Annotated in this window: 31 protein-coding genes; 10 read left to right on the plus strand and 21 right to left on the minus strand. The window is 63.8% G+C overall.

Translation table 11 applies throughout. The annotated features are described in order from the left end of the window. The first annotated feature begins 6 nt into the window (after positions 1-6). From cpaB to ACR65J_RS03925, 6 genes are all read left to right on the plus strand, one after another. A complete protein-coding gene (gene cpaB, locus ACR65J_RS03900; RefSeq protein ID WP_440166258.1) occupies positions 7-756 on the plus strand; it encodes a Flp pilus assembly protein CpaB in 750 nt (249 codons plus the stop codon). Further along, positions 753-1,946 (plus strand): CpaE/TadZ family protein, encoded by a 1,194-nt coding sequence (locus ACR65J_RS03905; RefSeq protein WP_440166260.1) that lies wholly within the window; start codon positions 753-755, stop codon positions 1,944-1,946. The genes cpaB and ACR65J_RS03905 overlap by 4 nt, the downstream gene beginning before the upstream one ends. Then, the gene (locus ACR65J_RS03910; protein WP_440166262.1) at positions 1,946-3,427 is read left to right on the plus strand and encodes a TadA family conjugal transfer-associated ATPase; all 1,482 of its coding nucleotides are present in this window, start codon (positions 1,946-1,948) and stop codon (positions 3,425-3,427) included. Before ACR65J_RS03905 ends, ACR65J_RS03910 begins: the two co-directional genes overlap by 1 nt. A 10-nt stretch (positions 3,428-3,437) precedes the next feature. Beyond that, positions 3,438-4,370: a type II secretion system F family protein gene (locus tag ACR65J_RS03915; RefSeq protein ID WP_440166264.1), complete on the plus strand. Its 933-nt coding sequence runs from the start codon at positions 3,438-3,440 to the stop codon at positions 4,368-4,370. Between the two features lie 7 nt (positions 4,371-4,377). Continuing rightward, on the plus strand, positions 4,378-5,262 hold the full coding sequence (locus tag ACR65J_RS03920) for a type II secretion system F family protein (RefSeq protein ID WP_440166266.1): 885 nt from the start codon (positions 4,378-4,380) through the stop codon (positions 5,260-5,262). 94 nt (positions 5,263-5,356) lie between these two features. Next, complete coding sequence (locus ACR65J_RS03925; RefSeq protein WP_440166268.1) at positions 5,357-5,839, plus strand: Hpt domain-containing protein; 483 nt, start codon at positions 5,357-5,359, stop codon at positions 5,837-5,839. 8 nt (positions 5,840-5,847) lie between these two features. Here ACR65J_RS03925 and ACR65J_RS03930 read toward each other — a convergent pair whose 3' ends face one another. Beyond that, complete coding sequence (locus ACR65J_RS03930; protein ID WP_440166269.1) at positions 5,848-6,633, minus strand: response regulator transcription factor; 786 nt, start codon at positions 6,631-6,633, stop codon at positions 5,848-5,850. Positions 6,634-6,884: 251 nt separating this feature from the next. Here ACR65J_RS03930 and ACR65J_RS03935 point away from each other — a divergent pair, with 251 nt between their 5' ends. Then, positions 6,885-8,552: a sensor histidine kinase gene (locus ACR65J_RS03935; protein WP_440166271.1), complete on the plus strand. Its 1,668-nt coding sequence runs from the start codon at positions 6,885-6,887 to the stop codon at positions 8,550-8,552. A gap of 122 nt (positions 8,553-8,674) precedes the next feature. Here ACR65J_RS03935 and ACR65J_RS03940 read toward each other — a convergent pair whose 3' ends face one another. The 8 genes from ACR65J_RS03940 to ACR65J_RS03975 form a co-directional block, all read right to left on the minus strand. Then, positions 8,675-9,568 carry a tRNA pseudouridine synthase A gene (locus ACR65J_RS03940; protein WP_440166273.1) on the minus strand — a complete coding sequence of 298 codons (894 nt, stop codon included), beginning with the start codon at positions 9,566-9,568 and terminating at the stop codon, positions 8,675-8,677. 32 nt (positions 9,569-9,600) lie between these two features. Continuing rightward, positions 9,601-10,161, minus strand: coding sequence for a 50S ribosomal protein L17 (gene rplQ / locus ACR65J_RS03945; RefSeq protein WP_440166274.1), 561 nt, complete (start codon positions 10,159-10,161; stop codon positions 9,601-9,603). Positions 10,162-10,229: 68 nt separating this feature from the next. Then, positions 10,230-11,240: a DNA-directed RNA polymerase subunit alpha gene (locus ACR65J_RS03950; protein WP_013601812.1), complete on the minus strand. Its 1,011-nt coding sequence runs from the start codon at positions 11,238-11,240 to the stop codon at positions 10,230-10,232. Between the two features lie 130 nt (positions 11,241-11,370). Beyond that, positions 11,371-11,772, minus strand: coding sequence for a 30S ribosomal protein S11 (rpsK, locus tag ACR65J_RS03955; protein WP_018760435.1), 402 nt, complete (start codon positions 11,770-11,772; stop codon positions 11,371-11,373). A 54-nt stretch (positions 11,773-11,826) separates the two neighbouring features. Further along, entirely contained in the window at positions 11,827-12,201 is a 375-nt protein-coding gene (gene rpsM / locus ACR65J_RS03960) for a 30S ribosomal protein S13 (RefSeq protein ID WP_028275004.1), read from the minus strand. A 184-nt stretch (positions 12,202-12,385) separates the two neighbouring features. Continuing rightward, positions 12,386-12,499, minus strand: coding sequence for a 50S ribosomal protein L36 (gene rpmJ / locus ACR65J_RS03965; protein WP_009358722.1), 114 nt, complete (start codon positions 12,497-12,499; stop codon positions 12,386-12,388). Between the two features lie 71 nt (positions 12,500-12,570). Continuing rightward, positions 12,571-12,792, minus strand: a complete 222-nt coding sequence (gene infA / locus ACR65J_RS03970) for a translation initiation factor IF-1 (protein ID WP_009358723.1) — start codon at positions 12,790-12,792, stop codon at positions 12,571-12,573. Positions 12,793-12,963: 171 nt separating this feature from the next. Further along, the gene (locus tag ACR65J_RS03975) at positions 12,964-13,956 is read right to left on the minus strand and encodes a P1 family peptidase (protein WP_440166276.1); all 993 of its coding nucleotides are present in this window, start codon (positions 13,954-13,956) and stop codon (positions 12,964-12,966) included. 215 nt (positions 13,957-14,171) lie between these two features. Between ACR65J_RS03975 and ACR65J_RS03980 the strand changes: the two genes are divergently transcribed. From ACR65J_RS03980 to ACR65J_RS03990, 3 genes are all read left to right on the plus strand, one after another. Next, positions 14,172-15,131, plus strand: a complete 960-nt coding sequence (locus tag ACR65J_RS03980) for a carbohydrate ABC transporter permease (protein ID WP_440166277.1) — start codon at positions 14,172-14,174, stop codon at positions 15,129-15,131. Further along, entirely contained in the window at positions 15,128-16,048 is a 921-nt protein-coding gene (locus ACR65J_RS03985; RefSeq protein WP_440166278.1) for a carbohydrate ABC transporter permease, read from the plus strand. The genes ACR65J_RS03980 and ACR65J_RS03985 overlap by 4 nt, the downstream gene beginning before the upstream one ends. A 73-nt stretch (positions 16,049-16,121) precedes the next feature. Continuing rightward, positions 16,122-17,471, plus strand: coding sequence for an ABC transporter substrate-binding protein (locus ACR65J_RS03990; RefSeq protein ID WP_440166279.1), 1,350 nt, complete (start codon positions 16,122-16,124; stop codon positions 17,469-17,471). Positions 17,472-17,557: 86 nt separating this feature from the next. Here ACR65J_RS03990 and map read toward each other — a convergent pair whose 3' ends face one another. The 12 genes from map to rplN all read right to left on the minus strand — a co-directional run bounded on the left by map (position 17,558) and on the right by rplN (position 24,701). Further along, positions 17,558-18,385 (minus strand): type I methionyl aminopeptidase, encoded by an 828-nt coding sequence (gene map / locus ACR65J_RS03995; protein ID WP_440166281.1) that lies wholly within the window; start codon positions 18,383-18,385, stop codon positions 17,558-17,560. 73 nt (positions 18,386-18,458) lie between these two features. Then, positions 18,459-19,028: an adenylate kinase gene (locus ACR65J_RS04000; RefSeq protein WP_201302397.1), complete on the minus strand. Its 570-nt coding sequence runs from the start codon at positions 19,026-19,028 to the stop codon at positions 18,459-18,461. Between the two features lie 5 nt (positions 19,029-19,033). After that, positions 19,034-20,344, minus strand: a complete 1,311-nt coding sequence (secY, locus tag ACR65J_RS04005; RefSeq protein ID WP_440166282.1) for a preprotein translocase subunit SecY — start codon at positions 20,342-20,344, stop codon at positions 19,034-19,036. A gap of 211 nt (positions 20,345-20,555) precedes the next feature. Next, the gene (gene rplO / locus ACR65J_RS04010) at positions 20,556-21,041 is read right to left on the minus strand and encodes a 50S ribosomal protein L15 (protein ID WP_013601817.1); all 486 of its coding nucleotides are present in this window, start codon (positions 21,039-21,041) and stop codon (positions 20,556-20,558) included. Beyond that, on the minus strand, positions 21,042-21,248 hold the full coding sequence (rpmD, locus tag ACR65J_RS04015) for a 50S ribosomal protein L30 (protein WP_009358731.1): 207 nt from the start codon (positions 21,246-21,248) through the stop codon (positions 21,042-21,044). Between the two features lie 2 nt (positions 21,249-21,250). After that, positions 21,251-21,967, minus strand: a complete 717-nt coding sequence (gene rpsE, locus ACR65J_RS04020; RefSeq protein ID WP_141159772.1) for a 30S ribosomal protein S5 — start codon at positions 21,965-21,967, stop codon at positions 21,251-21,253. After that, positions 21,964-22,347 carry a 50S ribosomal protein L18 gene (gene rplR, locus ACR65J_RS04025; protein ID WP_236799106.1) on the minus strand — a complete coding sequence of 128 codons (384 nt, stop codon included), beginning with the start codon at positions 22,345-22,347 and terminating at the stop codon, positions 21,964-21,966. The genes rpsE and rplR overlap by 4 nt, the downstream gene beginning before the upstream one ends. Before the next feature lie 2 nt (positions 22,348-22,349). Further along, entirely contained in the window at positions 22,350-22,886 is a 537-nt protein-coding gene (rplF, locus tag ACR65J_RS04030) for a 50S ribosomal protein L6 (RefSeq protein WP_440166287.1), read from the minus strand. Between the two features lie 18 nt (positions 22,887-22,904). Beyond that, positions 22,905-23,303, minus strand: a complete 399-nt coding sequence (gene rpsH / locus ACR65J_RS04035) for a 30S ribosomal protein S8 (RefSeq protein WP_440166290.1) — start codon at positions 23,301-23,303, stop codon at positions 22,905-22,907. 82 nt (positions 23,304-23,385) lie between these two features. Further along, positions 23,386-23,967, minus strand: coding sequence for a 50S ribosomal protein L5 (gene rplE, locus ACR65J_RS04040; RefSeq protein WP_018769138.1), 582 nt, complete (start codon positions 23,965-23,967; stop codon positions 23,386-23,388). Further along, the gene (rplX, locus tag ACR65J_RS04045; protein ID WP_440166294.1) at positions 23,967-24,329 is read right to left on the minus strand and encodes a 50S ribosomal protein L24; all 363 of its coding nucleotides are present in this window, start codon (positions 24,327-24,329) and stop codon (positions 23,967-23,969) included. Before rplX ends, rplE begins: the two co-directional genes overlap by 1 nt. A 3-nt stretch (positions 24,330-24,332) precedes the next feature. Beyond that, on the minus strand, positions 24,333-24,701 hold the full coding sequence (rplN, locus tag ACR65J_RS04050) for a 50S ribosomal protein L14 (protein WP_003803789.1): 369 nt from the start codon (positions 24,699-24,701) through the stop codon (positions 24,333-24,335). Positions 24,702-25,532: the final 831 nt, after the last annotated feature.

Consider the following 25,532-nt stretch of genomic DNA (forward strand, 5'->3'; position numbering starts at 1 on the left):
CCGTCAGTGAAGTCACGCATGTTGGCCGGTGCAGCAGCCGTAGTGCTGGCCATCATCGGAGCGATAATTATCGTCACCTACGCAAACGGCGCCGAGCAGCGAGCAGTCGCCGACATGAATCCCACGGGCGTGCTCGTGGTCACCAAAGCCGTACCGGCCGGGTCCTCGATTGACGTGGTGAAGGCTTCGGTGACACTTCAGCAGTTGCCGGGCACAGCCATTGCAAAGACAGCGTTGAATACGCTGGACAACGAGGCCGGAACAGTGGCCGCCGTGGACCTCGTTCCCGGCGAACAGCTCCTCGCCGAACGTCTCGTAGCTCCCAAGGATGCCAAAAGCAGCGGCGCCGCAAAGGTGCCGGCAGGACTGCAGGAAGTGACCTTCGAGCTGGAACCGAAGATGGTTGTCGGCGGCCGCCTCGAGGCAGGCGATCACGTTGCCATTGGATTCAGCTTCCCTGCCGGTGCGGACAAGAGCAAGCCTGGTGAGCCCAGCAGCCAGCTCGCCCTCCGCAAAGTCCTGGTCACGGCCGTCCAGCGTGCCGCTCAGCCAACTGCAAAACCGACTGACGGCACCAACCCCCAGGACACCACGCTCCCCCAAGGCTCCTTCATGGTGACTGTGGCGGTAAATGACGTGGACGCCAACAAAATCATCTTCACCACAATCAATGGCAGCCTCTGGCTCACCAAGGAACCCCTCGACGCGCAGGACAACGGCGGCTTCATCGCCAGGAAGGACAACGTGTACAAGTGAGCCGTTTCGTCCTCCTCTCCCCCAACGCCGAGTTCGACCAGAAGCTGCGCAGCGCCGTCGCCCACGGCCTGCGCGGATCCGTGCAGACCATCGCCAGTGACATCCTCCCCGCAGGCCCCGGGGAGCTGTTCGCCCTCCTCAACCAGGAGCAGCCCGAAGTCCTCATCATCGGCCCGGACGTTCCTTACGAAGAGGCGTTGCGGTTCGCCAAGGTCTTCGACGTCCAGCTCCCCGGCCTCAGCCTGGTCCTGGTCAGCGACGTGGACCCGGACTTCCTGCTGCACGCCATGCGCGCCGGCATCCGGGACATCCTCAGCCCACAGGCCGACGCAGCGGAAATCAGGGTGCTGCTGGAACGCGCATGCCAGTCCTTCGCCACCCGCCACCGCGGTCCCGAACAGCAGCAGGCAGAAAACGGCAGGGGCCTGGTCATCGGCGTCTTCTCCCCCAAGGGCGGCGTGGGCAAAACCACCCTGGCCACCAACATCGCCATCGGCCTGGGCCAGATCGCGCCCATGAGCGTGGTCATCGTTGACCTTGACCTGCAGTTCGGGGACGTCGCCTCCGGTCTCTACCTCAACCCGCAGCACACCGTCACTGACGCCGTCACCCCCGCCGCCGCCCAGGACTCGCTGGTCCTCAAGGCCTTCCTGACGGTCCACCCGGCTGGCATCTACGCCCTGTGCGCCCCGCCCAACCCGGTGGACGCGGACCACATCACCCCGGAACAAATCAGCCACCTGCTGGAGCAGCTGGCCCAGGAGTTCCAGTACGTGGTCATCGACACCGCACCGGGCATGCCGGAAATCGGCCTTGCCGCCATGGAACAGTGCACCGACGTGGTCTGGGTCAGCGCCATGGACATTCCCAGCCTGCGCGGCCTCCGCTCCGGCCTGGAAGTCCTCCGCCAGCTGGACATCATGCCCGAATCCCGCCACGTGGTCCTGAACATGGCCGACGCCAAGGCCGGCCTGAACGTCCAGGACGTCGAATCCACCATCGGCGCGCCCGTGGACGTCAGCGTCCCCCGCTCCCGCGCCGTGGCACTGTCCACCAACCGCGGCATCCCCGTCCTCCAGGAATCAAAAAAAGACCCCGCCGTCAAAAGCCTCCGCCAACTCGTGGAGCGCTTCAACCCCGCTTGGCGCGCCCAGGCACAGCGGAAGCTTCACCGAAGGGTGGTCATCTGATGAAACTCTCCGAACGCATCAACGCGGCCCAAAGCCGCCAGTCATCCGGCACCGCGCTGCTCGAGCCCCCGCGCCCGGCGCCGGAACCTTCGCCGTCCCCCGCGGAAAGCACGGAGCGGCACCTTCCGGCGCATGCCCCCGTCGTGCCTTCAACGCACGGCGCCGGCACACCGCAGGTGCCCACCGCACCCAAGGTGGACGTCTTCGCAGCCATGAAGGACAGGGCGGCCACCGCGCTGTTCGAACGCATGGGCACGCGCTTCAACGACGCCGCCGTCACCGAGCAGGAACTGCGGAGCACCGCCAAGAAGGAGCTCACCCGGATTGTCGACGCCGAACAGGTGCCACTGACGCCGGAAGAGCGCACCCGCCTGGTCCAGGACGTTGCCGACGACGTGCTGGGCTACGGGCCCCTCCAGCGCCTGTTGGACGATCCCGCCGTCACCGAAATCATGGTCAACCGCATGGACCAGATTTATGTGGAACGGAAGGGCAAGCTGACGCTCACCGAGTCCCGTTTCAGCTCCGAGGAACACCTGCGCAAGGTCATCGAACGCATCGTGTCCAAGGTGGGCCGCCGCATCGACGAATCCTCCCCGCTGGTGGACGCGCGACTGGAGGACGGCTCCCGCGTCAACGCGGTCATCCCCCCGCTGGCCGTGGGTGGATCCTCGCTGACCATCCGTAAATTCAGCAAGACCCCGCTGACGGTACGCAACCTCATCGACTTTGGCACGCTCACGCCGGAGATGGCGGAGCTGCTGAACGCGTGCGTCAAGGCAAAGCTGAATATCATCGTCTCCGGCGGTACTGGCACGGGCAAGACCACGCTGCTGAATGTACTGTCCTCATTCCTTCCGCACGACGAACGCATCGTCACCATCGAGGATGCCGTGGAACTGCAGATCCAGCAGGAACACGTGGTCCGGCTCGAAAGCCGCCCGCCCAACACCGAAGGCAAGGGCGAAGTAACCATTCGCGAGCTCCTCCGCAACTCCCTCCGTATGCGCCCTGACCGGATCGTGGTGGGTGAGGTCCGTGGCGGCGAGTCCCTGGACATGCTGCAGGCCATGAACACCGGCCACGACGGCTCCCTCTCCACCGTGCACTCCAACTCCCCCCGGGACGCGGTGGCCCGCCTCGAAACGCTGGTGCTGATGGCCGGCATGGACTTGCCTCTGCGCGCCATCCGCGAGCAGATCGCCTCCGCCGTGAACCTCATCGTCCAGATCTCAAGGCTCCGCGACGGCTCGCGCCGCATCACCCACGTCACCGAGGTGCAGGGGATGGAAGGGGACATCGTCACCCTCCAGGACGCCTTTGTCTTCGACTACTCCGCAGGCGTGGACGCGCAGGGGCGGTTCCTGGGCAGGCCGGTGGCCACCGGCATCCGGCCGCGGTTCATCGACCGCTTCGAGGACCTGGGCATCCACGTGTCGCCGGCTGTGTTCGCCGGGCCGTTGTCTTCGGGCGCGAAGTAGGAGTGCGGCCATGATCATCGCCATCGGAAGCGTCATCCTGCTGGCAGCCATCTGCCTGCTCGGAGTAGCCGTACTCCTGCCGAGCGCACCTTCAGTGCCGCTGGACCGCCGTCGTCCGTTTGAACCGGAGCCGCCGTCCTCGCTCTCACGCCTGGCACTGTCCAGCGTCAGGTCCTTCGAACGGCTGCTCGCCGGCCGGAACGTCAAACTGTTCTCCCGCGCGGAACTGGAGAACGCCGGCCTGCGCCTCAGCCAGGCCGAATTCTTCCTGCTGGTCGGCATCGGCGCCTGCGTCGGAATGCTGGTGGGTACCGTAACCGTGGGGCCCCTGGTGGGACTGCTGCTCGCCCTGCTGGCACCCTTCGTGGGCAAGCTGGTCCTCGGATTCCTGGCCGGCAAGCGCCGCACCGCTTTCGATGGTCAGCTTGGCGACACCCTGCAGTTGCTCTCGGGCAGCCTGCGCGCCGGTCACAGCATTCTACGCGCCATCGACGCCGCAGCCGCTGAGTCGCAGAAGCCGACGTCGGAGGAAATGCGGCGGGTAATCACCGAAACCAGCCTGGGCCGTGACCTGCTCGCGGCCCTTAATGACACTGCCGACCGGATGAAGAACGAAGACTTCATCTGGATTTCGCAAGCCATCCAGATCAACCGCGAGGTGGGCGGCAACCTGGCGGAAGTGCTGGACCAGGTCAACGAGACCATCCGCGAGCGGGCGGAGATTAAGGGGCACATCAAGGCCCTTGCGGCCGAAGGCAAGTTCTCCGCCTACATCCTGATTGCCATGCCGTTCGGCATCGTGGCCATGCTCCTGTCCGTAAGCCCGAACTACATGAACTCGATGTTCACCCATCCCCTGGGCTGGGTGATGATCGGCGCCTCCTTTGTCCTGATGACCATCGGCGCCCTCTGGATGCGCAAGATCATCGACCTGAAGTTCTGAGGACCCCATGAACCTGATCGTTCTCCTCTCCGTCCTGCTGGTCTGTGTCCCGGTGGCGGCACTGGCATGGTCCGTCCTGACCGTGGAAAAACAGGGGCGCGTGGCTGTCTCCGAACTGCTCTCGCGCGGCGCACCCGCGGTAACGGTTGCTCCCATCGGAGCGCCGCCGCGGCTCGAGGCCCTGGGACGGCGTCTCACTCCCCCTGCGTACGTTGCGTTCCTGGACCGGCTGTTGTCCCTGGCCGGCAGGCCCGCCTCGATGCCCCTGGGAAAGGTGCTGGGGTCCAAGCTCGGTCTTGGCCTGGCAGGTGCGGCCGTTGGCCTCTACCTGACCTCCATCGGCAGCTCGCCGATCATGAAACTCGCCGGGATCTTCGTCCTGGTCCTCGGCTACTTCATCCCGGACCTCCTGCTGTACAGCAAAGGCCAGGAGCGGCAGAAGGCGATGCAGCTCGAGCTGGCCAACACGCTGGACCAGATGCTGATCTCCGTGGAGGCAGGGCTCGGCTTCGAAGGCGCCATGGCCCGGGCCGGCGACAACGGCAAGGGCCCGCTGGCCGAGGAACTGGTCCGCACCCTGCAGGACATGCAGGTTGGGCGCAGCCGCCGCGAGTCCTACGTCGCGCTGGCGGAACGGACCAACATCCCGGAACTGCGGAGCTTTGTGCAGGCCGTGGTGCAGGCCGACACCTACGGCATCGCCATCAGCCGGGTGCTCCGCGTGCAGGCCAAGGTCATGCGGGTCAAGCGGCGCCAGCGGGCCGAGGAAAAGGCCATGAAACTGCCCGTGATGATCCTTTTCCCGCTGCTGTTCTTCATCTTTCCGGTCCTCTTCATCGCCATTTTGGGACCGGCCGTCATCAATACCGTAATGACCTTCAGCGGACAATAAACGATACTCAGGGCGGCGGCAAGGTTGCCTCAAGGTTTACACAGAATGATAAGAAATTGGACGCCGAAGGTTTTCCAGGAAGTAGCCTTGAACAATGCAGACTCAAGATCCCGGTTCCAGCGGAAAGAGCCCCGCTGCGGACTCCCCGCTGTCCGGGGTCGCGTTGCCTGCCGCTCCCATTCCGTCGGCCGGCATGGGCCCCTCACTGGAAGCGGCCGGTCTCTTGCCACTGATTGATGCAGCAGTTCTGGACGAACTGGAAGACGAACTGGCAGGATCCGGGCTGGCCCAGCGCTTCGCCCGTGACTATGCCGCCATGTGGGACCTGCGCCTGGCCCGCCTGGGGACAGCCGTGGACAGCCAGGATGAGGACTCCGCCCTGGACGCAGTGATCAGCCTGAAGATCAGCTCCGCCATGGTGGGAGGGATCCGGCTTGCCAAGCTCGCCGAACTCCTCGAAGGCCTGATCCGGCGGGGCGACTTTGTCCAGGGCCAGGCCGTGATGGTCGGCGTGGCCCGGGACGGGGCACGCACCGTGTCCGAACTCCAGTCCACTTACATCCTGGAAAAGGGCTAAGGCAACCGTTAGGCGTCGTCCGGCCGCCGCGGCGCCAGCCGGTACCCCACCCCGCGGACTGTCTGCAGCCAGCGCGGCGACAACTGGTCCTCCTTGAGCTTGCGCCGCAGGTTTCCCACATGGACCTCCACGGCGCGCTCATCAGCCTCGCTGATGTACGTTTCCCGGTCGTAGAACTCACCCCGCACCGCCCGCACCAGATCAGCCCTGGTACACACGGCACCGCCGCCCTTCAGCAGCACGTGGAGCAGGTCGAATTCACTGCGGGTCAGTCCCAGCGGCTCACCTTTGATTTCCACAGTGCGCGTCCGGTGGTTCAGCAGGAGCCCGTTGTGCTGCAGGACCCCCGGCTCCCGTTGCGCGGAGGCAGCAGCCTGTACTTGTCCTCCATGCGAGGGAGACAACCCGTGCCCCGTCACCTCGTGGCGTGGCCTGCGCAGCATGGCTGCCACCCGGGCCCGGAGTTCCCTGGGCCGGAAAGGTTTGGCGATATAGTCATCCGCCCCTGCATTCAGTGCGGAAAGAAGGTCGGGTTCGTCGGTCCGGCCCGTCAGCATCACCACATAGGCATTGCTGAAATTCCGTATCCGCCGCAAAACCTCGAAACCGTCAATATCCGGCAGGCCAATATCAAGCGTCACAACGTTGGCCTGCTTGCTGCGGACCACCTCAACCCCGGCCCGCCCATCAACTGCCGTATGCACTTCGAAGCCCGCCTGGGTCAATACACCTTCAAGGAGGTTACGCACGTCTGCGTCATCTTCGATTACTACAGCTATACCAAGATCGTCCATTGCTATCCCTGTGCCAGGCGAAGAATGGCCCCCCATCGGCCCAGCGCCAATGCCAATCCCGCTCCAACCATTTATACGCTACTAGTAAGCCGTGCTGATAACATCCGAATCCGCACCGGAAATTGAAAAGTCAATTATTATGACAAGACATGTGCAATATTGGTGGGACTGGGTAAGAGCCGGATAACTGGGCAATTGAAGGACCGCGACGGCACCTGCTTTCCGGACGTAAAGGGGTACGAGTCAGAAACATGGTTGCGCCACTGCTCCACCGTGCACCGGGCCGCATCTTCCGCCGGTTGGGTACCCGCACGCAAGTAGCACTGTGCCAGCTCCCCCTTACCCTCATCGTGGTTGTCATTGCGGTGGCCACGCCCTTCGCCTGGCCCTCGCTCATGCACAGCCCGCTGTACGTCGCCGGGATCCTCCTCCACGCCATCCTGTTCCTTGGCTGCCTCCTGGTCCCCTGGGAACGCCTGGCGCACCGCCCCTACCTCCTGATCCCCGTCCTGGATTTCGCTGCCATTGGCCTCCTCCGGAACGGTGCGGCACCGCTCCTGCCCGGCCTGGCGGTGCTGGCGGTATATCCCGTGATCTGGCTCTCCGCCTCCGGCATGCTGGCACGCAGCAGCCTGGTACTGAGCTTCGCTGGGCCGCTCCTGATCATGCTCCCCACGGCGGGGGCACATTTACCGGCACTTACAGCGGCGGACATCACCAGCGCCGGCCTCTTCCCCGTGATGATGCTTTCAGTGTCGCTGGCCATCCGCTTCGCGAGCGTCAGCCTCCGGCAGCAGCAGGCCGAACTCGCGGCCAAGGACCGCGAGCTCCGGGACCTGCTGCGCGCAACCCGGGAACGGGAGAAGCTGCTCGAAACCGTCCTGGACGCCACCGACGTCGGTATTGCCGCCGTCGACCGTTCCGGCCACTTCCTGGTGTCCAACAGCCGCCAGCGCAACTTCCGCCGGTCCACCGGCGCCGACGAAGCAATTCCCGGCCAAGGGCACCAGCTGGTCTTTGGCCAGGACCGGCGCACCCTGCTTCCCCCTGACCGCCGGCCCATCAGCCGCGCCATGGCCGGCGAGTCGTTCGCCGACTACCTGGTCTGGGCGGGCGAGGGCCCGGAGCAGCGCGCCGTGTCCACCGCGGCACGTCCGCTGGTAAGCGAGGACGGCCGGCTCACCGGGGCGGTGGTGGTGTACACCGATGTCACCGGCTGGGTGGAGTCCCTGGCCGCAAACCAGGAACTGATCTCCAATGTCTCGCACGAGTTCAAGAACCCGCTGAACTCGATCGTTGGCAACGTCGATCTGGTGCTGGACGAGGCGGACAGCCTCCCGCCGCACCTGGCCCAGCGCCTGCTGGTGGTCCAGCGCAACGCGGAGCGACTCCTGGACCTGGTCGCTGACCTGAGCGCCTCGGCCTCCACGACCCTGAATGTCCACCCCAAACGAACCGACCTGGCCAGCCTGGTGGAAACCAGCCTCAGCTCGGCGCAGGCCTCGGCGCAGCGGTCCCATGTGGAGATGTCCGCAGACGTTCCCTCGCCCCTGTGGGCTTATGCTGACCCGCTCCGGATCGGGCAGGTGCTGGACAACCTGGTGTCCAACGCCATCAAATACTCCCCCGACGGCGGGAAGATCAGCATCAGCGCCACAGCAGACAGGCAGTGGGTGCGGCTGAGCGTCACCGACACCGGGATGGGCATATCCCACGACGACGCGGCCAAGGTCTTCAACCGCTTCTTCCGGGCCGAGTCGGCGCAAAAAGCGGCCATCCCCGGCGCCGGACTGGGCCTCTCCATCACGCGGATGATCGTGGAGCGCCACGGCGGCAGCATCGTGTGCGAGAGCGGCGAGGGCCAGGGCAGCACCTTCATCGTGACGCTCCCCGCCGAGGGTCCCCCGCCCTCGTTTTAGAACCATCGATTGCTCCCCACCGGCTCCCAGCCCTCGCAAGCTCGGGCCGGGGCCCTCGCCGGCGTGGGCCCCACTGCCGTTTTGACGCCCGAAAACGACAGGTACGGAGCAGTCGATTGGGGTTAGTACTCCCGGACGGCCCTGGTCTGCTCGGCGCGGGCCAGGAGCTCGCTGTCGGACGGATACGCCACTTCCTCCAGCACCAAGGGGTGCGGGGCCGCAAGGACAGACTTTGCATCCCGTTTCTGCAGCAGCAGCCGCTCGTACAGCCAGCCCGGTTCCACAGTGCCCTCCCCCACGTACAGGGCGGACCCGATCAGTGCGCGTACCATGTTGTGGCAGAACGCGTCGGCCTGGACGGTGGCCACGATGACGCCATCCTCGCCGCGCCGGAACTCAAACCGCTGCAACTCCCGGATGGTGGTGGCCCCTTCACGCGGCTTGCAGAACGACAGGAAGTTCTGCAAGCCCAGCAACTGTGATGCGCCCGCGTTGAGCAGGTCCACGTCCAGCGGGTTCTTGTGCCAGAGCGTGAAGTAGCGTTCCAGCGGATCCCAGAGGGCAGGCCCGTCGCCGATCCGGTAGCTGTACCTCCGCCACAAGGCCGAGAAGCGCGCGTCAAAGCCCTGGGGTGCCAGCGCGACGTCGTGCACCTCCACCGCCCCGTGCAGGTCGCCGAGGGCACGGTTCAGGGCACCGCGGAGGCGGCGCAACATAGCGACGGCGGGATCCAGTTCGTGCCCGCGCGGCAGTCCCAGCCACTCGGCTTCGGTCAGGTCCAGGTGGAGCACCTGGCCGCGGGCGTGCACGCCGGCGTCAGTCCGCCCAGCAACGGTGACGCGCACCTGGCGCCGGACCAGAAGCTGGATCGCTTCCTCCAGGACGCCCTGGACGGTGCGGCGCCCAGGCTGCAGGGCCCACCCGCTGAACGGGCCGCCGTCGTACGAAAGATCAAGCCGGATACGCAAAAACCCGCCGCCCCCTGGAACGGGGGCCGCGGGTTTTTGGTGGTTCACAGACCTAAGTCTATGCGAAGAGAATCAGCGAATTACTTCGCGTCCTTCTCCTCGGCAGCGGGAGCCTCAGGAGCTTCCTCAGCGGCCGGAGCCTCTTCGGTTGCAGCTTCTTCAGCAGCAGGAGCCTCAGCAGCTTCGGTCTCGGCGACCTCAGCCTCGGGAGCTTCCTCGGCGGCCGGAGCAGCCTTGGCGGCAGCCTGGGTAGCCTCGGCTACGACGGCCTGCTTGGCGGAAACCGGCTCGAGGACCAGTTCGATGACAGCCATGGGAGCGTTGTCGCCCTTGCGGTTGCCGATCTTGGTGATGCGGGTGTAGCCGCCGTCGCGGTTCTCCACAGCCTGCGCGATGTCCGTGAACAGCTCGTGGACGACGCCCTTGTTGCTGATCAGGCCCAGGACGCGGCGGCGGGAAGCCAGGTCGCCACGCTTGGCGAAGGTCACCAGGCGCTCTGCGTACGGCTTCAGGCGCTTGGCCTTGGTCACCGTGGTGGTGATCCGCTTGTGCTCGAACAGGGATGAGGCCAGGTTCGCGAGCATGAGACGCTCGTGAGCCGGGCCGCCGCCGAGGCGCGGACCCTTAGTGGGGGTAGGCATAATTGTTTCTCCTCATGTGGAAGCCGTGGGCGGCACACCATGGTGCTGCCCGCCGGCCAAGGTCTGGTTTAGAGTTCGTCGTCGCCGAAGGCGGCGTCGTCCTCTTCGATTGCTGCGGCGCGTGCTGCGAGGTCAAAACCGGGAGGCGAGTCCTTGAGGGACAGGCCCAGTTCAACCAGCTTTGCCTTGACCTCGTCAATGGACTTGGCACCGAAGTTCCGGATGTCCATCAGGTCAGCCTCGGAGCGGGCAACGAGTTCACCCACGGTGTGGATGCCCTCACGCTTGAGGCAGTTGTAGGAACGGACGGTGAGGTCCAGATCCTCGATCGGCAGTGCCATGTCGGCTGCCAGGGCAGCGTCGGTGGGCGACGGGCCGATCTCGATACCTTCAGCTGCGGTGTTCAGCTCACGGGCCAGACCGAACAGTTCCACCAGGGTGGTGCCTGCGGAAGCAACGGCATCGCGCGGGGCGATTGCCTGCTTGGTCTCGACGTCGACAATCAGCTTGTCGAAGTCGGTGCGCTGCTCAACACGGGTTGCTTCCACGCGGAAAGTAACCTTCAGCACCGGCGAGTAGATGGAGTCAACCGGGATACGGCCGATCTCTGCGTCGCCGGACTTGTTCTGAGCTGCCGAAACGTAGCCGCGGCCGCGCTCGATGGTCAGTTCGAGCTCGAACTTGCCCTTCGAGTTCAGCGTGGCAATGTGCAGATCCGGGTTGTGGAATTCGACGCCGGCCGGCGGAGCGATGTCCGCGGCGGTGACGACTCCGGGGCCCTGCTTGCGCAGGTAAGCCACGACAGGCTCGTCGTGCTCGGAGGAAACCGACAGGCTCTTGATGTTAAGGATGATCTCGGTGACATCTTCCTTGACACCCGGAACCGTGGTGAACTCGTGCAGCACACCATCGATCCGGATGCTGGTTACGGCAGCACCGGGGATGGAGGAGAGCAGGGTACGGCGGAGGGAGTTTCCGAGGGTGTAGCCGAAGCCCGGTTCCAGCGGTTCAATGATGAAACGCGAACGGTTTTCGGAGACGACCTCTTCGGAGAGGGTGGGGCGCTGTGCAATGAGCACTTAGGTTTCCTTTCGGCGAGCATCCGCTATATGACGCAACACAGGTGGTGGAAATTCGGTCTGAAGACTTAACGCGCTGGGCTTGCCCGCACCATCGCTGGTGCGGGCAAGCTCCTGCTGCGGAAAAGAATTAGACGCGGCGGCGCTTCGGCGGGCGGCAGCCGTTGTGCGCTGCGGGGGTGACGTCCTGGATGGAGCCAACCTCGAGGCCTGCGGCCTGCAGCGAACGGATGGCGGTCTCGCGTCCGGAACCCGGTCCCTTGACGAAAACGTCTACCTTGCGCATGCCGTGCTCCTGCGCACGCTTGGCAGCGGCTTCGGCAGCCATCTGGGCAGCGAACGGGGTGGACTTGCGCGAGCCCTTGAAGCCAACCTCACCGGAGGAAGCCCAGGAAATAACAGCGCCGCTCGGATCCGTGATGGAAACGATGGTGTTGTTAAAGGTGCTCTTGATGTGCGCCTGGCCAAGCGCGATATTCTTCTTGTCCTTCTTACGCGGCTTGCGAACCGCGCCACGAGTCTTCGGGGGCATTTTTTCTCCTACAGAAAGTTATTGGGGAAAGTTCCGTAAATCCCGGCCGGGATTTTAACGGGCCTTCTTCTTGCCTGCGACCGTGCGCTTCGGGCCCTTGCGGGTACGGGCGTTGGTCTTGGTACGCTGCCCGCGGACCGGGAGGCCCTTACGGTGGCGAATACCTTCGTAGCTGCCGATTTCAACCTTGCGGCGGATATCAGCTGCTACTTCGCGGCGAAGGTCACCCTCAACCTTGTAGTTGCCTTCGATGTAGTCACGCAGCTCAACCAACTGGGCGTCAGTCAGGTCCTTGACGCGGACGTCAGCGCTGATGCCAGTGGCAGCCAGGGTTTCGTGTGCACGGGTCTTGCCCACGCCGTAGATGTAAGTAAGCGCAATTTCCAGCCGCTTTTCGCGGGGAATGTCTACGCCAGCGAGACGAGCCATAGTGGCAGTACTCCTTGATAAACCGGAGGTCGTAGGCAGTACACCCGCACGTTCCGTGCGGCCCCAGCCTCCGACCGGGGGTTAGCTGTCCGGACTCTTTCGAGCTCAATGTTCCAGATCAGCTTGTGCTGCCTTTATTTACTTGCGTGGGTTAGCAACCCAGGATTTCCTTCAGGGAAGGAAATTAGCCCTGGCGCTGCTTGTGGCGCGGGTTCTCGCAGATCACCATGACCCGGCCATTACGGCGGATCACTTTGCACTTTTCGCAGATCTGCTTGACGCTCGGCTTGACCTTCATGGCATTCCCTTTGCGTGTAGCAGTTGGTCAACTGGAGCAGCAGTCAGCTTGCACTGCCGCTGCCCAGCAATTTACTTGTAGCGGTAGACGATACGACCACGGGTGAGGTCGTACGGGCTCAGCTCCACCACTACGCGGTCCTCAGGGAGAATCCGGATGTAGTGCTGGCGCATCTTTCCAGAGATGTGTGCCAGAACGATGTGCTTGTTGGTGAGCTCAACGCGAAACATCGCGTTAGGCAGCGCCTCGGTCACAACGCCTTCGATCTCAATGACCCCGTCCTTCTTGGCCATACCCTCCGCTAACTGTTGTTGCCGCAGTCCTGCCGGATAGCACCGGGCATGACCACGAACGTTTTTGTTGGATCGATTGCCGTCTCCAGGCCCAAAAGGGCGTGGCAGTCCAGACAACCAACAAGCAACACTACCCTGTTGGCCGGTAAAAGTTAAATCGGCCATAGTAGCCTACGGTGCGGGGTACGCACCATATTCGCCGGCGGGAGTGCTGATGCCTTCCGCGCTGGCCACGCCATCAAGGATCGCCAAACGGACGACGTCGGCTGCCGCACTTTGGAGCGTGATGAGACTGACCTGCCGCGCAGCGTCGTCCGACCGGTCAAGTGCCACGGCCTGCGTAGACAAACAAAAAACAGTATCCCCATCGGCGAGGGTATGGCTCGGACTCAAAGCCCGGGCAATCCCGGCATGCGCAGCCGAGGCAGTCCGTTTACATTCGGCAACATCCAGAACGGCGTTGGTAGCGACGACTACAAGAGTGGTGTTGAAGGGCGGCCTGGCGGCACCCGGTGACGGGGAATCAGGAACCCGGAAGCGCGCGTCTAAGGGAGGAACGACCGAGCGCGCGGAGGGTTCGTGATTCCCCGACAGGGAAAATGGCAGACCAAGGGCATTCACGATTGCGATTGCTCCGACTACCACCCCGTTCTCGAGCGTGGCCGAAGCAGTGCCTACCCCGCCTTTGTACGCCCGGCCGATGAGGGCACCGGTGCCGGCACCCACGTTGCCGCGGCCGACGTCGTGCCCTTCCTTTTGCGCTGCCGCCGCGGCCGTTGCCGCGTAGCCCATGTCCGGCGTCGGCCGTGCGGAGAAGTTCCCTCCCCTGCCCAGGTCGAAGATGGCGGCGGCGGGCACGATGGGCACCACTCCCCCGGGAACGGCGAAGCCGCGGCCGTTTTCCTCGCACCAGCGCTGGACGCCGGCAGCGGACGCGAGCCCGTACGCACTTCCGCCCGTGAGGACCACCGCGTCCACGGTGCTGACCAGGGTGGTCGGGTCGAGGGCGTCGGTTTCATGCGTGGCCGGGCCGCCGCCCTGGACATCCACCGAACCCACGGTGCCTGGCGGCGGCAGGACGACGGTGACGCCCGTCAGCCAGCCGGCGGTGTCCTTCTGGACCTGGCCCACGCGGATGCCCGGGACATCGGTAATGGTTCCCATGCCCCTATTCTCCCCTCTGGTGGCGCGCCCCTGCCGCAGGGGCGAACTTTATGCGAGACTGCATGCAACACAGCGTTAACGGGCGACGAAGCCTTGGATAACAGCCCCCTGACAAGGGCATATGCGGGTTTCAGGCCCCTGACGGTCTGGTGTAGTAGTCCCTAGATCAAGCCAGGGCCCGCCACGAGCAGGCTCCCGACCCGGGAGAGAAACGCATGACCCGTCAACTCGCCCCGCACCCGTCCACCAAACCGAAAAGGCCTCCGGGGCGTTCAGCAAAGGTTCCACGACGGCGGTGGACTGCCCGGACCCGGCGCGACTTCTTCGTTTTCCTTGCCATGGCACTGCCCAACCTGGTGCTCATCGCGGTGTTCACCTACCGCCCACTGTTCAGCAACATGTACTACTCCACGCTGGACTGGACGTTGGGTTCCCCGACCGCCACGGTGGTGGGCCTCGCCAACTACGCCACCTTCTTCACCAGCAACGATGCCCCGAAGGTCCTGGGCACGACGGCAGTGTTCACCCTGGTCACGGTGGGCGGCTCAATGATCCTCGGTCTTCTGGTGGCGCTGGCCTTGAACGCGAAGGTCCGCGGCACCACGTTCGCCCGCTCCGCCGTCTTCGCCCCGTATGTCCTCTCCGGCGTCGGCGTTGGCCTGGTGTGGCTGTTCATTTTCGATCCCGGCTATGGCGTCCTGGCCTGGCTGCTCCGGGGCATCGGCCAGCAGAGCCCGCAGTGGATCAACGATCCCCAGCTGTCGCTGGTCATGGTGATCCTGGTCTACGTCTGGAAGAACCTGGGCTACTGCGCGGTGGTGTACCTCGCCGGGCTCCAGTCCCTGCCCCAGGATGTCATGGAGGCGGCGTCCCTTGACGGTGCCAACGGGTTCAGGCGCTTCGTCAGCATTTCGCTGCCGCTGCTGTCCCCCACCACCTTCTTCCTCCTCATCACCACGATGCTGAGCTCCCTGCAGGCCTTCGACCTCATCCGGATCATGACGCCGCTGGGCGCCGGCACCAGCACCCTGATCTACGAGGCATACCTCCAGGCCTTCGGCGCCTACAACAGGGCCGGCTACTCGGCGGCCATTTCGGTGGTCCTGTTCGCCATCCTCCTGGTGATCACCGTGCTCCAGCTGAGGTTCGTGGAACGAAAGGTGCATTACTCGTGACCTCCCTATCACCGGTAAGCCCGGACCCCGCCGCACCGGCCCTCTCCCCACCGGATCCAGGCCTTCGCCGCGACCGGCCGTTCTCCCGCCGGAACCTTATCCAGACCGTGGTGGGCGGTTACCTGCCACTGATCGTGGCCACGCTGGTGGTGTTCCTTCCCCTGCTGTGGATGGTGCTCAGCTCCTTCAAGCAGTCGGGGGAAATCGTCACCACGGACCTGAAGATCCTTCCGGAAAGCCTGAACCTGGAGAACTACCGGACGGCCATGACCACGGTTCCGTTCGGCCGGTTCTTCCTGAACAGCACCATCGTCACCCTGGCCGGGGCCACCATCAAGGTGCTGCTGGCCATCCTGACGGCGTACGCCCTGGTCTTTGTCCGCTTCCCGTTCCGGAACTTCATCTTCCTGCTGATCCTGGTGGCCCTCATGGTGCCGCCGCAGGTGTCCATCCTGCCCAACTTCATCCTGATAGCGGGGATCGGCGGAAAGAACACCCTCTGGGGCATCATCCTGCCCGGCCTTGGCACCGCATTCGGCACGTTCCTGCTGCGCCAACACTTCCGCACCCTGCCCGCCTCGATCCTTGAATCGGCCGAGATGGACGGCGCCGGCCACTGGCGCCGGCTCTGGCAGATCGTGGTCCCGGTATCGGTGCCCTCCATCGCCACCGTTGCCCTGGTGACCATCGTGACTGAATGGAACGACTACATCTGGCCACTCATCATCACGGACAGGCCGGAAACCATGACCCTGCCCGTGGGCCTCACGCTGCTGCAGAACAACGAGAGCAACGCCGCCGGGTGGGGCGTCCTCATGGCCGGGGCTGTCCTGGTCATCGTCCCCATCCTCATCATCTTCGCCGCGCTGCAGCGCTACATAGTGGCGGGCCTCACCCAAGGCAGCGTGACCGGCTGACCCGCCGGCCGCCGTCGTACTTCCACCCTAAGTACTTCCACCATTCCGCAGGCAACAACCGAAAGGAACTGTCATGACACTTCACCTGGACCGGAGGCACTTCCTGGGCCTGGCAGGGGCCACCGCCTCTGCCGCTGCCCTGGCCGCATGCGGCGGACCTTCTACAAGCGGCGGTGGCCAGGCCACGTCCCAGGCCGCCGATATCGACTTCAGCGGCGTGAAGCCGGCGGCAAAGATCGACTTCTGGTCCAGCCACCCCGGACAGTCACAGGACGTGGAGAAGAGCCTGATCGAGAAATTCCAGGCCAAGAACCCGGGCATTGCCGTCAACCTGGTCACCGCCGGGGCCAACTACGAGGAAATCGCCCAGAAGTTCCAGACTGCGCAGGCAGCCAAGTCCGGCCTCCCCGGTGTGGTTGTCCTCTCGGATGTCTGGTGGTTCCGCTACTACACCAACGGCAGCATCATTCCGGTGGACAGCCTGACCAAGCAGCTGAACATGAAGATGGACGACTTCCAGCAGTCACTGGTCAATGACTACAAGTACGACGGCAAGCAGTGGGCCCTTCCCTACGGCCGGTCAACCCCGCTGTTCTACTACAACAAGGACCACTTCGCGGCGGCCGGCCTTCCGGACCGTGCGCCCAAGACGTGGCAGGAGTTCGCTGAGTGGGCTCCCAAGCTGAAGGCAAGCTCCGGCGCCCAGTACGCCTACATCTACCCCGCGCTGGCAGGGTATGCAGGCTGGACGCTGCAAAACATGCTGTGGGGCTGGGGCGGTGGCTGGTCCAAGGAATGGGACATCACCTGCGACTCCCCTGAATCAGTTGCGGCCCTGCAGTGGGCCCAGGACTCGATCTACAAGGACAAGTGGGCCGGAGTTTCCTCCAAGGAAGCCGCGGACGATTTCTCCGCGGGCCTGACCTCGACCACCATTTCGTCCACCGGTTCGCTGCTGGGGATCCTGAAGTCGGCAAAGTTCAACGTGGGCGTTGGCTTCCTGCCCGGCGGCCCGAAGGCGACCACCAACGTGTGCCCCACCGGCGGCGCAGGCCTGGGCATCCCCAGCGGCATCACCAAGGAGGAACAGCTCGCTGCCGGCATGTTCCTGGACTTCGTCACCCAGCCGGAGAGCACTGCGGAGTTCTCCGCCGCCACCGGCTACATGCCCACCCGCAAATCGGCTGACATGACGGCAGTGCTGGCCAAGACACCCCAGATCAAGACCGCCATGGACCAGCTCGCGGTCACCAAGGTCCAGGACAACGCCCGGGTGTTCCTGCCGGGCGCCGACCAGGAAATGGCGAAGTCCGCCGCGAAGATCCTCACCCAGCAGGGCGACGTCAAGTCCACCATGACGGACCTGAAGACCACCCTTCAGGGCATCTACGACAAGGACGTAAAGCCGAAGCTGAAGTCCTAGGCACTCCCCCAACTGGGTCGCAGTAACTGTCGTTTTGAACCGCCACAACGACAGTTACTGCGACCTACTTTTGCCTTCCGGCGTCCTTACGGGATCGGCACGGGAGTGACGCCAAGGGGCACCAGGTGCTCCGCACCGCCGTCGGGCGCTGAAAGCACCCAGATGCCCTTCTCGTGCACTGCCACCGAGTGCTCCCACTGGCAGGATCGCTTGCCATCGGTGGTCACCACGGTCCAGTCGTCCTCCAGGACTGCGGTGTCAATGCTGCCCCTGACCAGCATGGGTTCAATCGCAAGGCACAGGCCGGGCTTGATCTTGGGGCCGCGGTGGTTGGTGCGGTAGTTCAGGACGTCCGGGGCCATGTGCATTTCGGAGCCGATGCCGTGTCCCACGTAGTCCTCCAGGATGCCCAGCGGCTTGCCGGGGACTGAGGAGACGTAATCGTCAATGGCGGCGCCGATGTCGCCCACGTGCGTGCCGTTGGCCAGTGCAGCGATCCCGCGCCACATGGCAGCCTGCGTCACGTCGGAGAGCCGCTGGTCCTCGGGATCCGCTGTTCCCACGATCACCGTGCGCGCGGAATCCGAGTGCCAGCCGTCCACGATCGCGCCGCCGTCGATGGAGATGATATCGCCCTCCTGCAGGACGCGGCTGCCCGGGATGCCGTGCACCACTTCCTCGTTGACGGACGTGCAGATGGTGGCCGGGAAACCGTGGTAGCCCAGGAAGTTGGACTTCGCGCCTGCCTCGTTGAGGACGGCGGCGAACACGTCGTCCAGGTGCTTGGTGGTGACCCCCGGCACCGCGGCGGCAACGGCGGCATCCAGTGCACGGCTGAGGACCAGGCCGGCCTCGTGCATGGTGCGCATCTGGGCGTTGTTCTTGAATTCGATGCGGGGCTGGCCGAAGGCCATGATGTGTCCTTTCAAATGGCTGAGGCTCCTCCCGGATGCCGGGAGGAGCCTCGATAAAACCGGGCGCCTTGGGTCAGGCTGCCTGTGCGGCCTTGATGGCCTGCATCACGCGGTTGGTGACTTCGTCGATGGGACCGATCCCGTCAACCTTGGTGAGGATACCGCGGTCGGCGTACTTGGCCACCACGGCTTCGGTCTGCTCGTGGTAGAGGTCCAGGCGGTGGCGGATGACGGCTTCGTTGTCGTCGCTCCGGCCCGTTTCCTTGGCCCGGCCCAGGAGGCGGTGTACCAGCTCCTCGTCGTCGGCAGTCAGCTGCAGGACCACGTCGAGCTTCTCGTCGCCGTCGGCGAGGATCTCGTCCAGGTAATCAACCTGCGCGGTGGTGCGCGGGTAGCCGTCCAGCAGGAAGCCGTTCTCGACATCGGATTCGTTCAGGCGGTCACGGACCATCTTGTTGGTCACGCTGTCCGGAACGAAGTCACCGTTGTCCATGTACTTCTTGGCCTCGACGCCGAGGGGGGTTTCGCCCTTCACGTTGGCACGGAAGATGTCGCCGGTGGAGATGGCCACAACGCCGAGGCGTTCTGAAATCCGCTCCGCCTGCGTTCCTTTTCCGGAACCGGGAGGTCCAATAATCAGCATTCTCGTCATCGCAAAAGCCCTTCGTAGTGACGTTGTTGTAGCTGCGCATCAATCTGCTTTACGGTCTCCAAGCCAACGCCCACCATGATCAGGATCGAGGTGCCACCGAACGGGAAGTTCTGGTTTGCGTTGATCAGCACGAGTGCCACCAGCGGGATCAATGCCACGAAGCCCAGGTAGAGGGCGCCGGGCAGGGTGATCCGTGAAAGCACGTACTGCAGGTAGTCAGCGGTCGGCCGGCCGGCGCGGATACCTGGAATGAAGCCGCCGTACTTCTTCATGTTGTCTGAGACTTCTTCAGGGTTGAAGGTAATCGCGACATAGAAGTAGGTAAAGAACACGATCAGGACGAAATAAACCGCCATGTAGATCGGGTGGTCCCCGCGGGTGAGGTTGTTGTTGATCCACTCAACCCACGGTTGCATTGGCTCGCCGTTCCGGGGCTGGTTGAACTGTGCGATCAGCCCGGGAATGTAGAGCATGGAGGAAGCGAAGATCACCGGAATGACACCGGCCATGTTCACCTTGATGGGAATGTAGGTGCTGGTGCCGCCCACGGTGCGCCGGCCGATCATGCGCTTGGCGTACTGGACCGGGACGCGGCGCTGTGACTGCTCGACGAAGACCACCAGGGCGACCGTCAGGAGGCCCACCACCAGGACGAGGAAGAAGGTTCCCGGGCCCTGCGAGGTCCAGATGGCACCAAGCGAGGTGGGGAACTGTGCGGCGATGGAGGTGAAGATGAGCAGCGACATGCCGTTGCCCACGCCCTTCTCCGTGACGAGCTCGCCCATCCACATGATCAGGCCGGTGCCGGCCGTCAGCGTGATGATGATCAGCACGGTGGTGATGATGCTGGTGTCGGGAATGACTGGCAGCTGGCACCCGGGAAGCAGCTGGCCGGAGCGGGCCAGGGAGACCAGGGTGGTGGCGTTGAGCAGGCCAAGCGCAATGGTGAGGTAGCGGGTGTACTGGGTCAGCTTGGACTGGCCCGACGCGCCCTCGTCGTAGAGCTGCTGGAACCGGGGAATAACCACCCGGAGCAGCTGGACGATGATGCTGGCCGTGATGTAGGGCATGATGCCCAGGGCGAAGATGGACACCTGGAGCAACGCGCCGCCGCTGAAGAGGTTGACGAGCTGGTACAGCCCGCCGGCGGTCTGACCGTTATGCAAGCATTGCTGGACATTCTGGTAGTTCACACCTGGCGAGGGAATGAAAGCACCCAAGCGGAAGATGGTGATGATTCCCAGCGTGAACAACAACTTGCGTCGCAGATCAGGCGTGCGAAAGGCCCGGCCAAATGCGCTAAGCAAGCGTCCTCCTGTGGTGTCAATAAGGGGTGGGGTGACGGAATTTGATAAATCCCGACATCCGAGTCTAACGGGTCTATGCGCCGGGCGAACAATCCGGGCCGCCGTGCATGCGCCGGATGGCGGGAATTGTTCGCCCGGCGGATAAGAAAAACTCCCGGTATCCGGGGCATAAGCCCACGGATACCGGGAGTTCAACAGCTGGCGCCGTCCCTTACAGGGCGGTGGTGCTTCCGCCTGCTGCAGCAATCTTTTCAGCAGCGCTGGCCGAGAATGCGTGGGCCGTGACGTCAACCTTGACGGTGATGTCGCCGGTGCCCAGCACCTTGACGGGCTGGTTCTTGCGAACGGCACCCTTTTCGACCAGGTTCTCCACGGTGACTGCGCCACCTTCCGGGAACAGCTCGTTGAGCTTGTCCAGGTTTACAACCTGGAACTCAACCCGGAACGGGTTCTTGAAGCCACGCAGCTTCGGCAGGCGCATGTGCAGCGGCAACTGGCCACCGGCAAAGCCAGCCTTCACCTGGTAGCGGGCAGCCGTACCCTTGGTACCACGGCCGGCGGTCTTACCCTTGGATGCCTCACCACGACCAACACGGGTCTTGGCGGTCTTGGCACCCGGCGCGGGACGCAGGTGGTGAACCTTCAGGGCGTTCTGCTTCTCAGCAGCCTGCGCCTTATCAGCAGTGTTCTCTGCCATTTACTTCGCCTCCTCTACCTTTACCAGGTGCGGAACCGTGTTCAGCATTCCAACGGTCACGGCGTCGGCGGTGCGGACAACGGTGTGTCCGATCCGCTTCAGGCCGAGGGACCGCAGGGTGTCGCGCTGGTTCTGCTTGCCGCCAATGGCGGACTTGATCTGAGTGATCTCCAACTGAGCGTCGGAGGGGACCAGGTTCTTAGCCAAGACTAAACACCTGCCTTCGGAGCCAGGAGGGCCTTCACCAGCGCTGCCGGAGCGATCTCGTCCAGCGGCAGGCCGCGGCGTGCTGCCACTGCTGCCGGCTCTTCGAGGCGCTTCAGGGCATCAACGGTCGCGTGCACGATGTTGATGGCGTTGGAGGAACCGAGCGACTTGGAGAGGATGTCGTGGATGCCCACGCACTCCAGTACTGCACGGACCGGACCACCGGCGATAACACCGGTACCGGCGGAAGCCGGACGCAGCATGACGACGCCGGCAGCGGCCTCACCCTGAACGCGGTGCGGGATGGTGTTGCCAACGCGGGGAACGCGGAAGAAAGACTTCTTGGCCTCTTCAACGCCCTTGGCGATAGCAGCGGGTACTTCCTTGGCCTTGCCGTAGCCCACGCCGACCATGCCGTTACCGTCACCAACGACGACCAGTGCGGTGAAGCTGAAGCGACGACCACCCTTGACGACCTTGGAAACGCGGTTGATGGTGACAACGCGCTCTACGAACTGGTTCTTTTCGGCTTCACGGCCACCGTCGCGGCCGCCACGGCCACCGCGGTCGCCGCGGCCCTGGCCACGGTCGCCACGCTCGCCGCGACGGGCGCCACCACGGCGGTCCTCGGCAGCGGGGGCAGTGGTCTCAGCAGCTGCGGCTTCGGGCGCCTTCTGATCTGCAGACACAGTGTCCTTTTCCTTGTTTGCTTCGGTCACAGTGACAGCCCACCTTCGCGTGCACCGTCAGCGACGGCGGCAATCCGGCCGTGGTACTTGTTACCACCACGGTCGAAGACAACAGCCTCGACGCCGGCAGCCTTGGCACGTTCGGCAACGAGCTCGCCGACGCGCTTGGCCTTGGCAGTCTTGTCACCGTCGAATGCACGAAGGTCAGCTTCCAGGGTGGACGCGCTTGCTACGGTCTGGCCAATGGTGTCATCGACAACCTGGACAAATACGTGGCGTGCGGAGCGGTTGACCACCATGCGGGGGCGGACAGCCGTACCGGAAATGCGCTTGCGGATACGAAGCTGGCGACGGCTGCGGCCAGCAGCCTTGCTCTTGTTCGTACGCTTCTTGTTAATGGAGATGGCCATGGTTACTTACCAGCCTTTCCGACCTTGCGGCGGATGACTTCGCCGGCGTAACGGATGCCCTTGCCCTTATACGGGTCGGGCTTCCGCAGCTTGCGAATGTTGGCAGCAACTTCGCCGACCTGCTGCTTGTTGATACCTGAGACAGAGAGCTTGGTCGGTCCCTCTACTGCAAAGGTAATGCCGGCCGGAGCCGAAACGTTGACCGGGTGGCTGTAGCCAAGAGCGAACTCAAGGTCAGATCCCTTGGCCTGAACGCGGTAACCGGTACCAACGATTTCAAGCTTCTTCTCGTAGCCTGCGGTGACGCCCTGGATCATGTTGGCGATCAGGGTGCGGGTCAGGCCGTGGAGCGAACGGGAGGCGCGCTCGTCGTTCGGGCGGGTTACGGTCAGGGTGCTGTCTTCCAGGGCAACCTCGATGGGGCTGGCCACAGTGTGGGTCAGCTCCCCCTTGGAACCCTTGACGCTGACGACAGAGCCGTCAACCTTGACCTCAACGCCGGCAGGAACGGTGATGGGGAGACGTCCAATACGTGACATTATTCTCTTCCTTTCCCGTTACCAGACGTACGCGAGGACTTCGCCGCCCACGCCCTTCTTGCCGGCCTGCTTGTCAGTCAGGAGGCCGGAAGAGGTGGACAGGATTGCGATACCCAGGCCACCGAGCACGTGAGGCAGGTTGGTGGACTTCGCGTAAACGCGGAGACCCGGCTTGGAGATGCGGCGTACACCGGCGATGGAACGCTCGCGGTTCGGACCGAACTTGAGGTCCAGGGTCAGCTTCTTGCCAACCTCAGCTTCCTCTTCCTTCCAGCCGGCGATGAAACCTTCGGCCTTGAGGATGTCGGCAACGCGTGCCTTGAGCTTGCTGTAAGGCATAGACACGGAGTCGTGGTATGCCGAGTTTGCGTTACGCAGGCGCGTAAGCATATCTGCGACAGGATCTGTCATTGTCATGTGGGCTCATGCCCTTCCTCATAACGGTTTCCGCCGTTCCGTCCTCCAGGGAGCGGAGCGGCCGGACCTTTTATGTAGTTAATTAAGCTTCGGTTTTGAACGGGAAACCCAGCGCCTTGAGCAGCGCACGGCCTTCGTCATCGGTCTTGGCAGTGGTGACAACCGTGATGTCCATACCGCGGACGCGGTCGATCTTGTCCTGGTCGATTTCGTGGAACATAACCTGCTCGGTCAGACCGAAGGTGTAGTTGCCGTTGCCATCGAACTGCTTGCCGCTGAGGCCGCGGAAGTCGCGGATACGGGGCAGTGCGAGGGTGACCAGGCGGTCCACGAATTCCCACATGCGGTCGCCACGCAGGGTTGCGTGTGCACCGATGGGCATGCCTTCGCGCAGCTTGAACTGTGCGATCGACTTGCGGGCCTTGGTAACCTGCGGCTTCTGGCCGGTGATCTGGGTGAGGTCGCGGACAGCGCCGTCGATCAGCTTGGAGTCCTTGGCGGCATCTCCAACACCCATGTTCACAACAACCTTCACCAGACGGGGTACCTGGTTCACGTTCTCGTACTTGAATTCATCCTGGAGCGTTGCCTTGATGGATTCTGCGTACTTGGTCTTCAGACGAGGAACGATCTTCGTTGCCGGAGTCTCGAGAGTCTCAGTCATTAGATGTCCTTCCCGGAGCTCTTGGACACGCGGATGCGGACGGTCTTCTGGACACCGTTCTTCTCCACAGTGTCGAGGCGGAAGCCCACGCGGGTCGGCTTCTTGGTCGACGGGTCAACCACGGCCACGTTGGAAATGTGGATCGGGGCCTCTACAACCTCGATGCCGCCGGTCTTGGTGCCGCGCTGCGACTGTCCAACACGGGTGTGCTTGGTGACGCGGTTGATACCCTCAACCAGCACGCGGTTGGTGTCGGTGAATACGCGCAGAACCTTGCCCTGCTTGCCGCGGTCGCCGCCGCGCTCAGCCTTGGCGCCAGTGATGACCTGAACCAGGTCACCCTTCTTGATCTTTGCAGCCATGGACTAGAGCACCTCCGGAGCCAGAGAAACGATCTTCATGAACTTCTTGTCACGCAGTTCACGACCAACCGGTCCGAAGATACGGGTACCGCGGGGGTCACCGTCGTTCTTCAGGATCACAGCTGCGTTCTCGTCAAACTTGATGTAGGAACCATCCGCACGGCGGCGTTCCTTCTTGGTACGGACGATGACGGCCTTAACCACATCGCCCTTCTTTACGTTGCCGCCCGGGATTGCATCCTTGACGGTGGCGACAATGACGTCACCGATGCCTGCGTAGCGACGGCCGGATCCACCGAGAACGCGAATGGTAAGGATTTCCTTAGCACCCGTGTTGTCGGCGACCTTCAGTCGCGACTCCTGCTGAATCACTATTTACTCCTTGCGTCGCGCCGGTTCTCAGGCCGTGGTCTTGCTACGGAATGAGCCTTGCGGAACGGTTGATCGGGGTGTCTCTTGACCTGCCTGGATTTTGCCAGACCAGGCCTAAACGCCCGTGCCGCAAGCAGTTGCTCCCACCCGGTCCGGGACGAATCCCGGGCGCACAGGGGCACTATGCTGTGGCACGCTTGTTTACGAGGTTGATGACGGCGCGCGAAAGGCGCCATACAAACTCAATATCCTAGCACGTTTTCCGCCGGCCCCCATATCACCACCTCCCCCTGCCCTGCAAGGCAGACGACGGCGTCACGCAGGGCAGCCTTTCGACCCACCCAGGGCGCCACTCCCCCGCAGGCCACGCGCCATCACCTCCTGCAGCAAAACAGCCAACGCCCCATCACCTCCAGGCGTACCGGCGACAGGAAGTGATGGGGCGTCGCTAAAAAAGCGATGATAAGTGATAACGGGTTTGGGCGGGACGGACGACGGCGTCACGCAGGGCAGCCTTTCGACCCGCCCAGGGTGCCGCTCCCCCGCCAGGCCACGCATCGCCGTCGCCCCTCGACCCCGACGCCCGCTCACCTATGACAGCAATATTCCCCACCCCCGCTCACATATGGCCCCTGTTCCGCCAACGCCCGCTCACTCTCTTGAAAACAGTGATGGGGCGTCGCCGAAAAGCGGTGATAAGTGATGGGGCGCTTAGGCGGGACGGACGACGGCGTCACGCAGGGCAGCCTTTCGGCCCGCCCAGGGTGCCGCTCCCCCGCCAGGCCACGCATCGCCGTCGCCCCTCGACCCCGACGCCCGCTCACCTATGAC

The organism is Arthrobacter sp. SAFR-044 (assembly GCF_059414985.1).

Excerpts from the sequence above, each read along its gene's own strand:
- rplX (WP_440166294.1), bottom strand. The coding sequence starts at position 24,329 with ATGGCTGCAAAGATCAAGAAGGGTGACCTGGTTCAGGTCATCACTGGC.
- ACR65J_RS03935 (WP_440166271.1), top strand. The coding sequence starts at position 6,885 with ATGGTTGCGCCACTGCTCCACCGTGCACCGGGCCGCATCTTCCGCCGG.
- ACR65J_RS03930 (WP_440166269.1), bottom strand. The coding sequence starts at position 6,633 with ATGGACGATCTTGGTATAGCTGTAGTAATCGAAGATGACGCAGACGTG.
- ACR65J_RS03920 (WP_440166266.1), top strand. The coding sequence starts at position 4,378 with ATGAACCTGATCGTTCTCCTCTCCGTCCTGCTGGTCTGTGTCCCGGTG.
- rpsM (WP_028275004.1), bottom strand. The coding sequence starts at position 12,201 with ATGGCTCGTCTCGCTGGCGTAGACATTCCCCGCGAAAAGCGGCTGGAA.
- rplF (WP_440166287.1), bottom strand. The coding sequence starts at position 22,886 with ATGTCACGTATTGGACGTCTCCCCATCACCGTTCCTGCCGGCGTTGAG.
- rplE (WP_018769138.1), bottom strand. The coding sequence starts at position 23,967 with ATGACTGAGACTCTCGAGACTCCGGCAACGAAGATCGTTCCTCGTCTG.
- ACR65J_RS03990 (WP_440166279.1), top strand. The coding sequence starts at position 16,122 with ATGACACTTCACCTGGACCGGAGGCACTTCCTGGGCCTGGCAGGGGCC.
- rplQ (WP_440166274.1), bottom strand. The coding sequence starts at position 10,161 with ATGCCTACCCCCACTAAGGGTCCGCGCCTCGGCGGCGGCCCGGCTCAC.
- ACR65J_RS03980 (WP_440166277.1), top strand. The coding sequence starts at position 14,172 with ATGACCCGTCAACTCGCCCCGCACCCGTCCACCAAACCGAAAAGGCCT.
- rpmJ (WP_009358722.1), bottom strand. The coding sequence starts at position 12,499 with ATGAAGGTCAAGCCGAGCGTCAAGCAGATCTGCGAAAAGTGCAAAGTG.
- rplR (WP_236799106.1), bottom strand. The coding sequence starts at position 22,347 with ATGGCCATCTCCATTAACAAGAAGCGTACGAACAAGAGCAAGGCTGCT.
- infA (WP_009358723.1), bottom strand. The coding sequence starts at position 12,792 with ATGGCCAAGAAGGACGGGGTCATTGAGATCGAAGGCGTTGTGACCGAG.
- rpsH (WP_440166290.1), bottom strand. The coding sequence starts at position 23,303 with ATGACAATGACAGATCCTGTCGCAGATATGCTTACGCGCCTGCGTAAC.
- ACR65J_RS04000 (WP_201302397.1), bottom strand. The coding sequence starts at position 19,028 with ATGCTGATTATTGGACCTCCCGGTTCCGGAAAAGGAACGCAGGCGGAG.
- rpsK (WP_018760435.1), bottom strand. The coding sequence starts at position 11,772 with ATGCCCCCGAAGACTCGTGGCGCGGTTCGCAAGCCGCGTAAGAAGGAC.
- ACR65J_RS03925 (WP_440166268.1), top strand. The coding sequence starts at position 5,357 with ATGCAGACTCAAGATCCCGGTTCCAGCGGAAAGAGCCCCGCTGCGGAC.
- ACR65J_RS03975 (WP_440166276.1), bottom strand. The coding sequence starts at position 13,956 with ATGGGAACCATTACCGATGTCCCGGGCATCCGCGTGGGCCAGGTCCAG.
- rplO (WP_013601817.1), bottom strand. The coding sequence starts at position 21,041 with ATGGCAGAGAACACTGCTGATAAGGCGCAGGCTGCTGAGAAGCAGAAC.
- map (WP_440166281.1), bottom strand. The coding sequence starts at position 18,385 with ATGGCCTTCGGCCAGCCCCGCATCGAATTCAAGAACAACGCCCAGATG.
- ACR65J_RS03910 (WP_440166262.1), top strand. The coding sequence starts at position 1,946 with ATGAAACTCTCCGAACGCATCAACGCGGCCCAAAGCCGCCAGTCATCC.
- ACR65J_RS03915 (WP_440166264.1), top strand. The coding sequence starts at position 3,438 with ATGATCATCGCCATCGGAAGCGTCATCCTGCTGGCAGCCATCTGCCTG.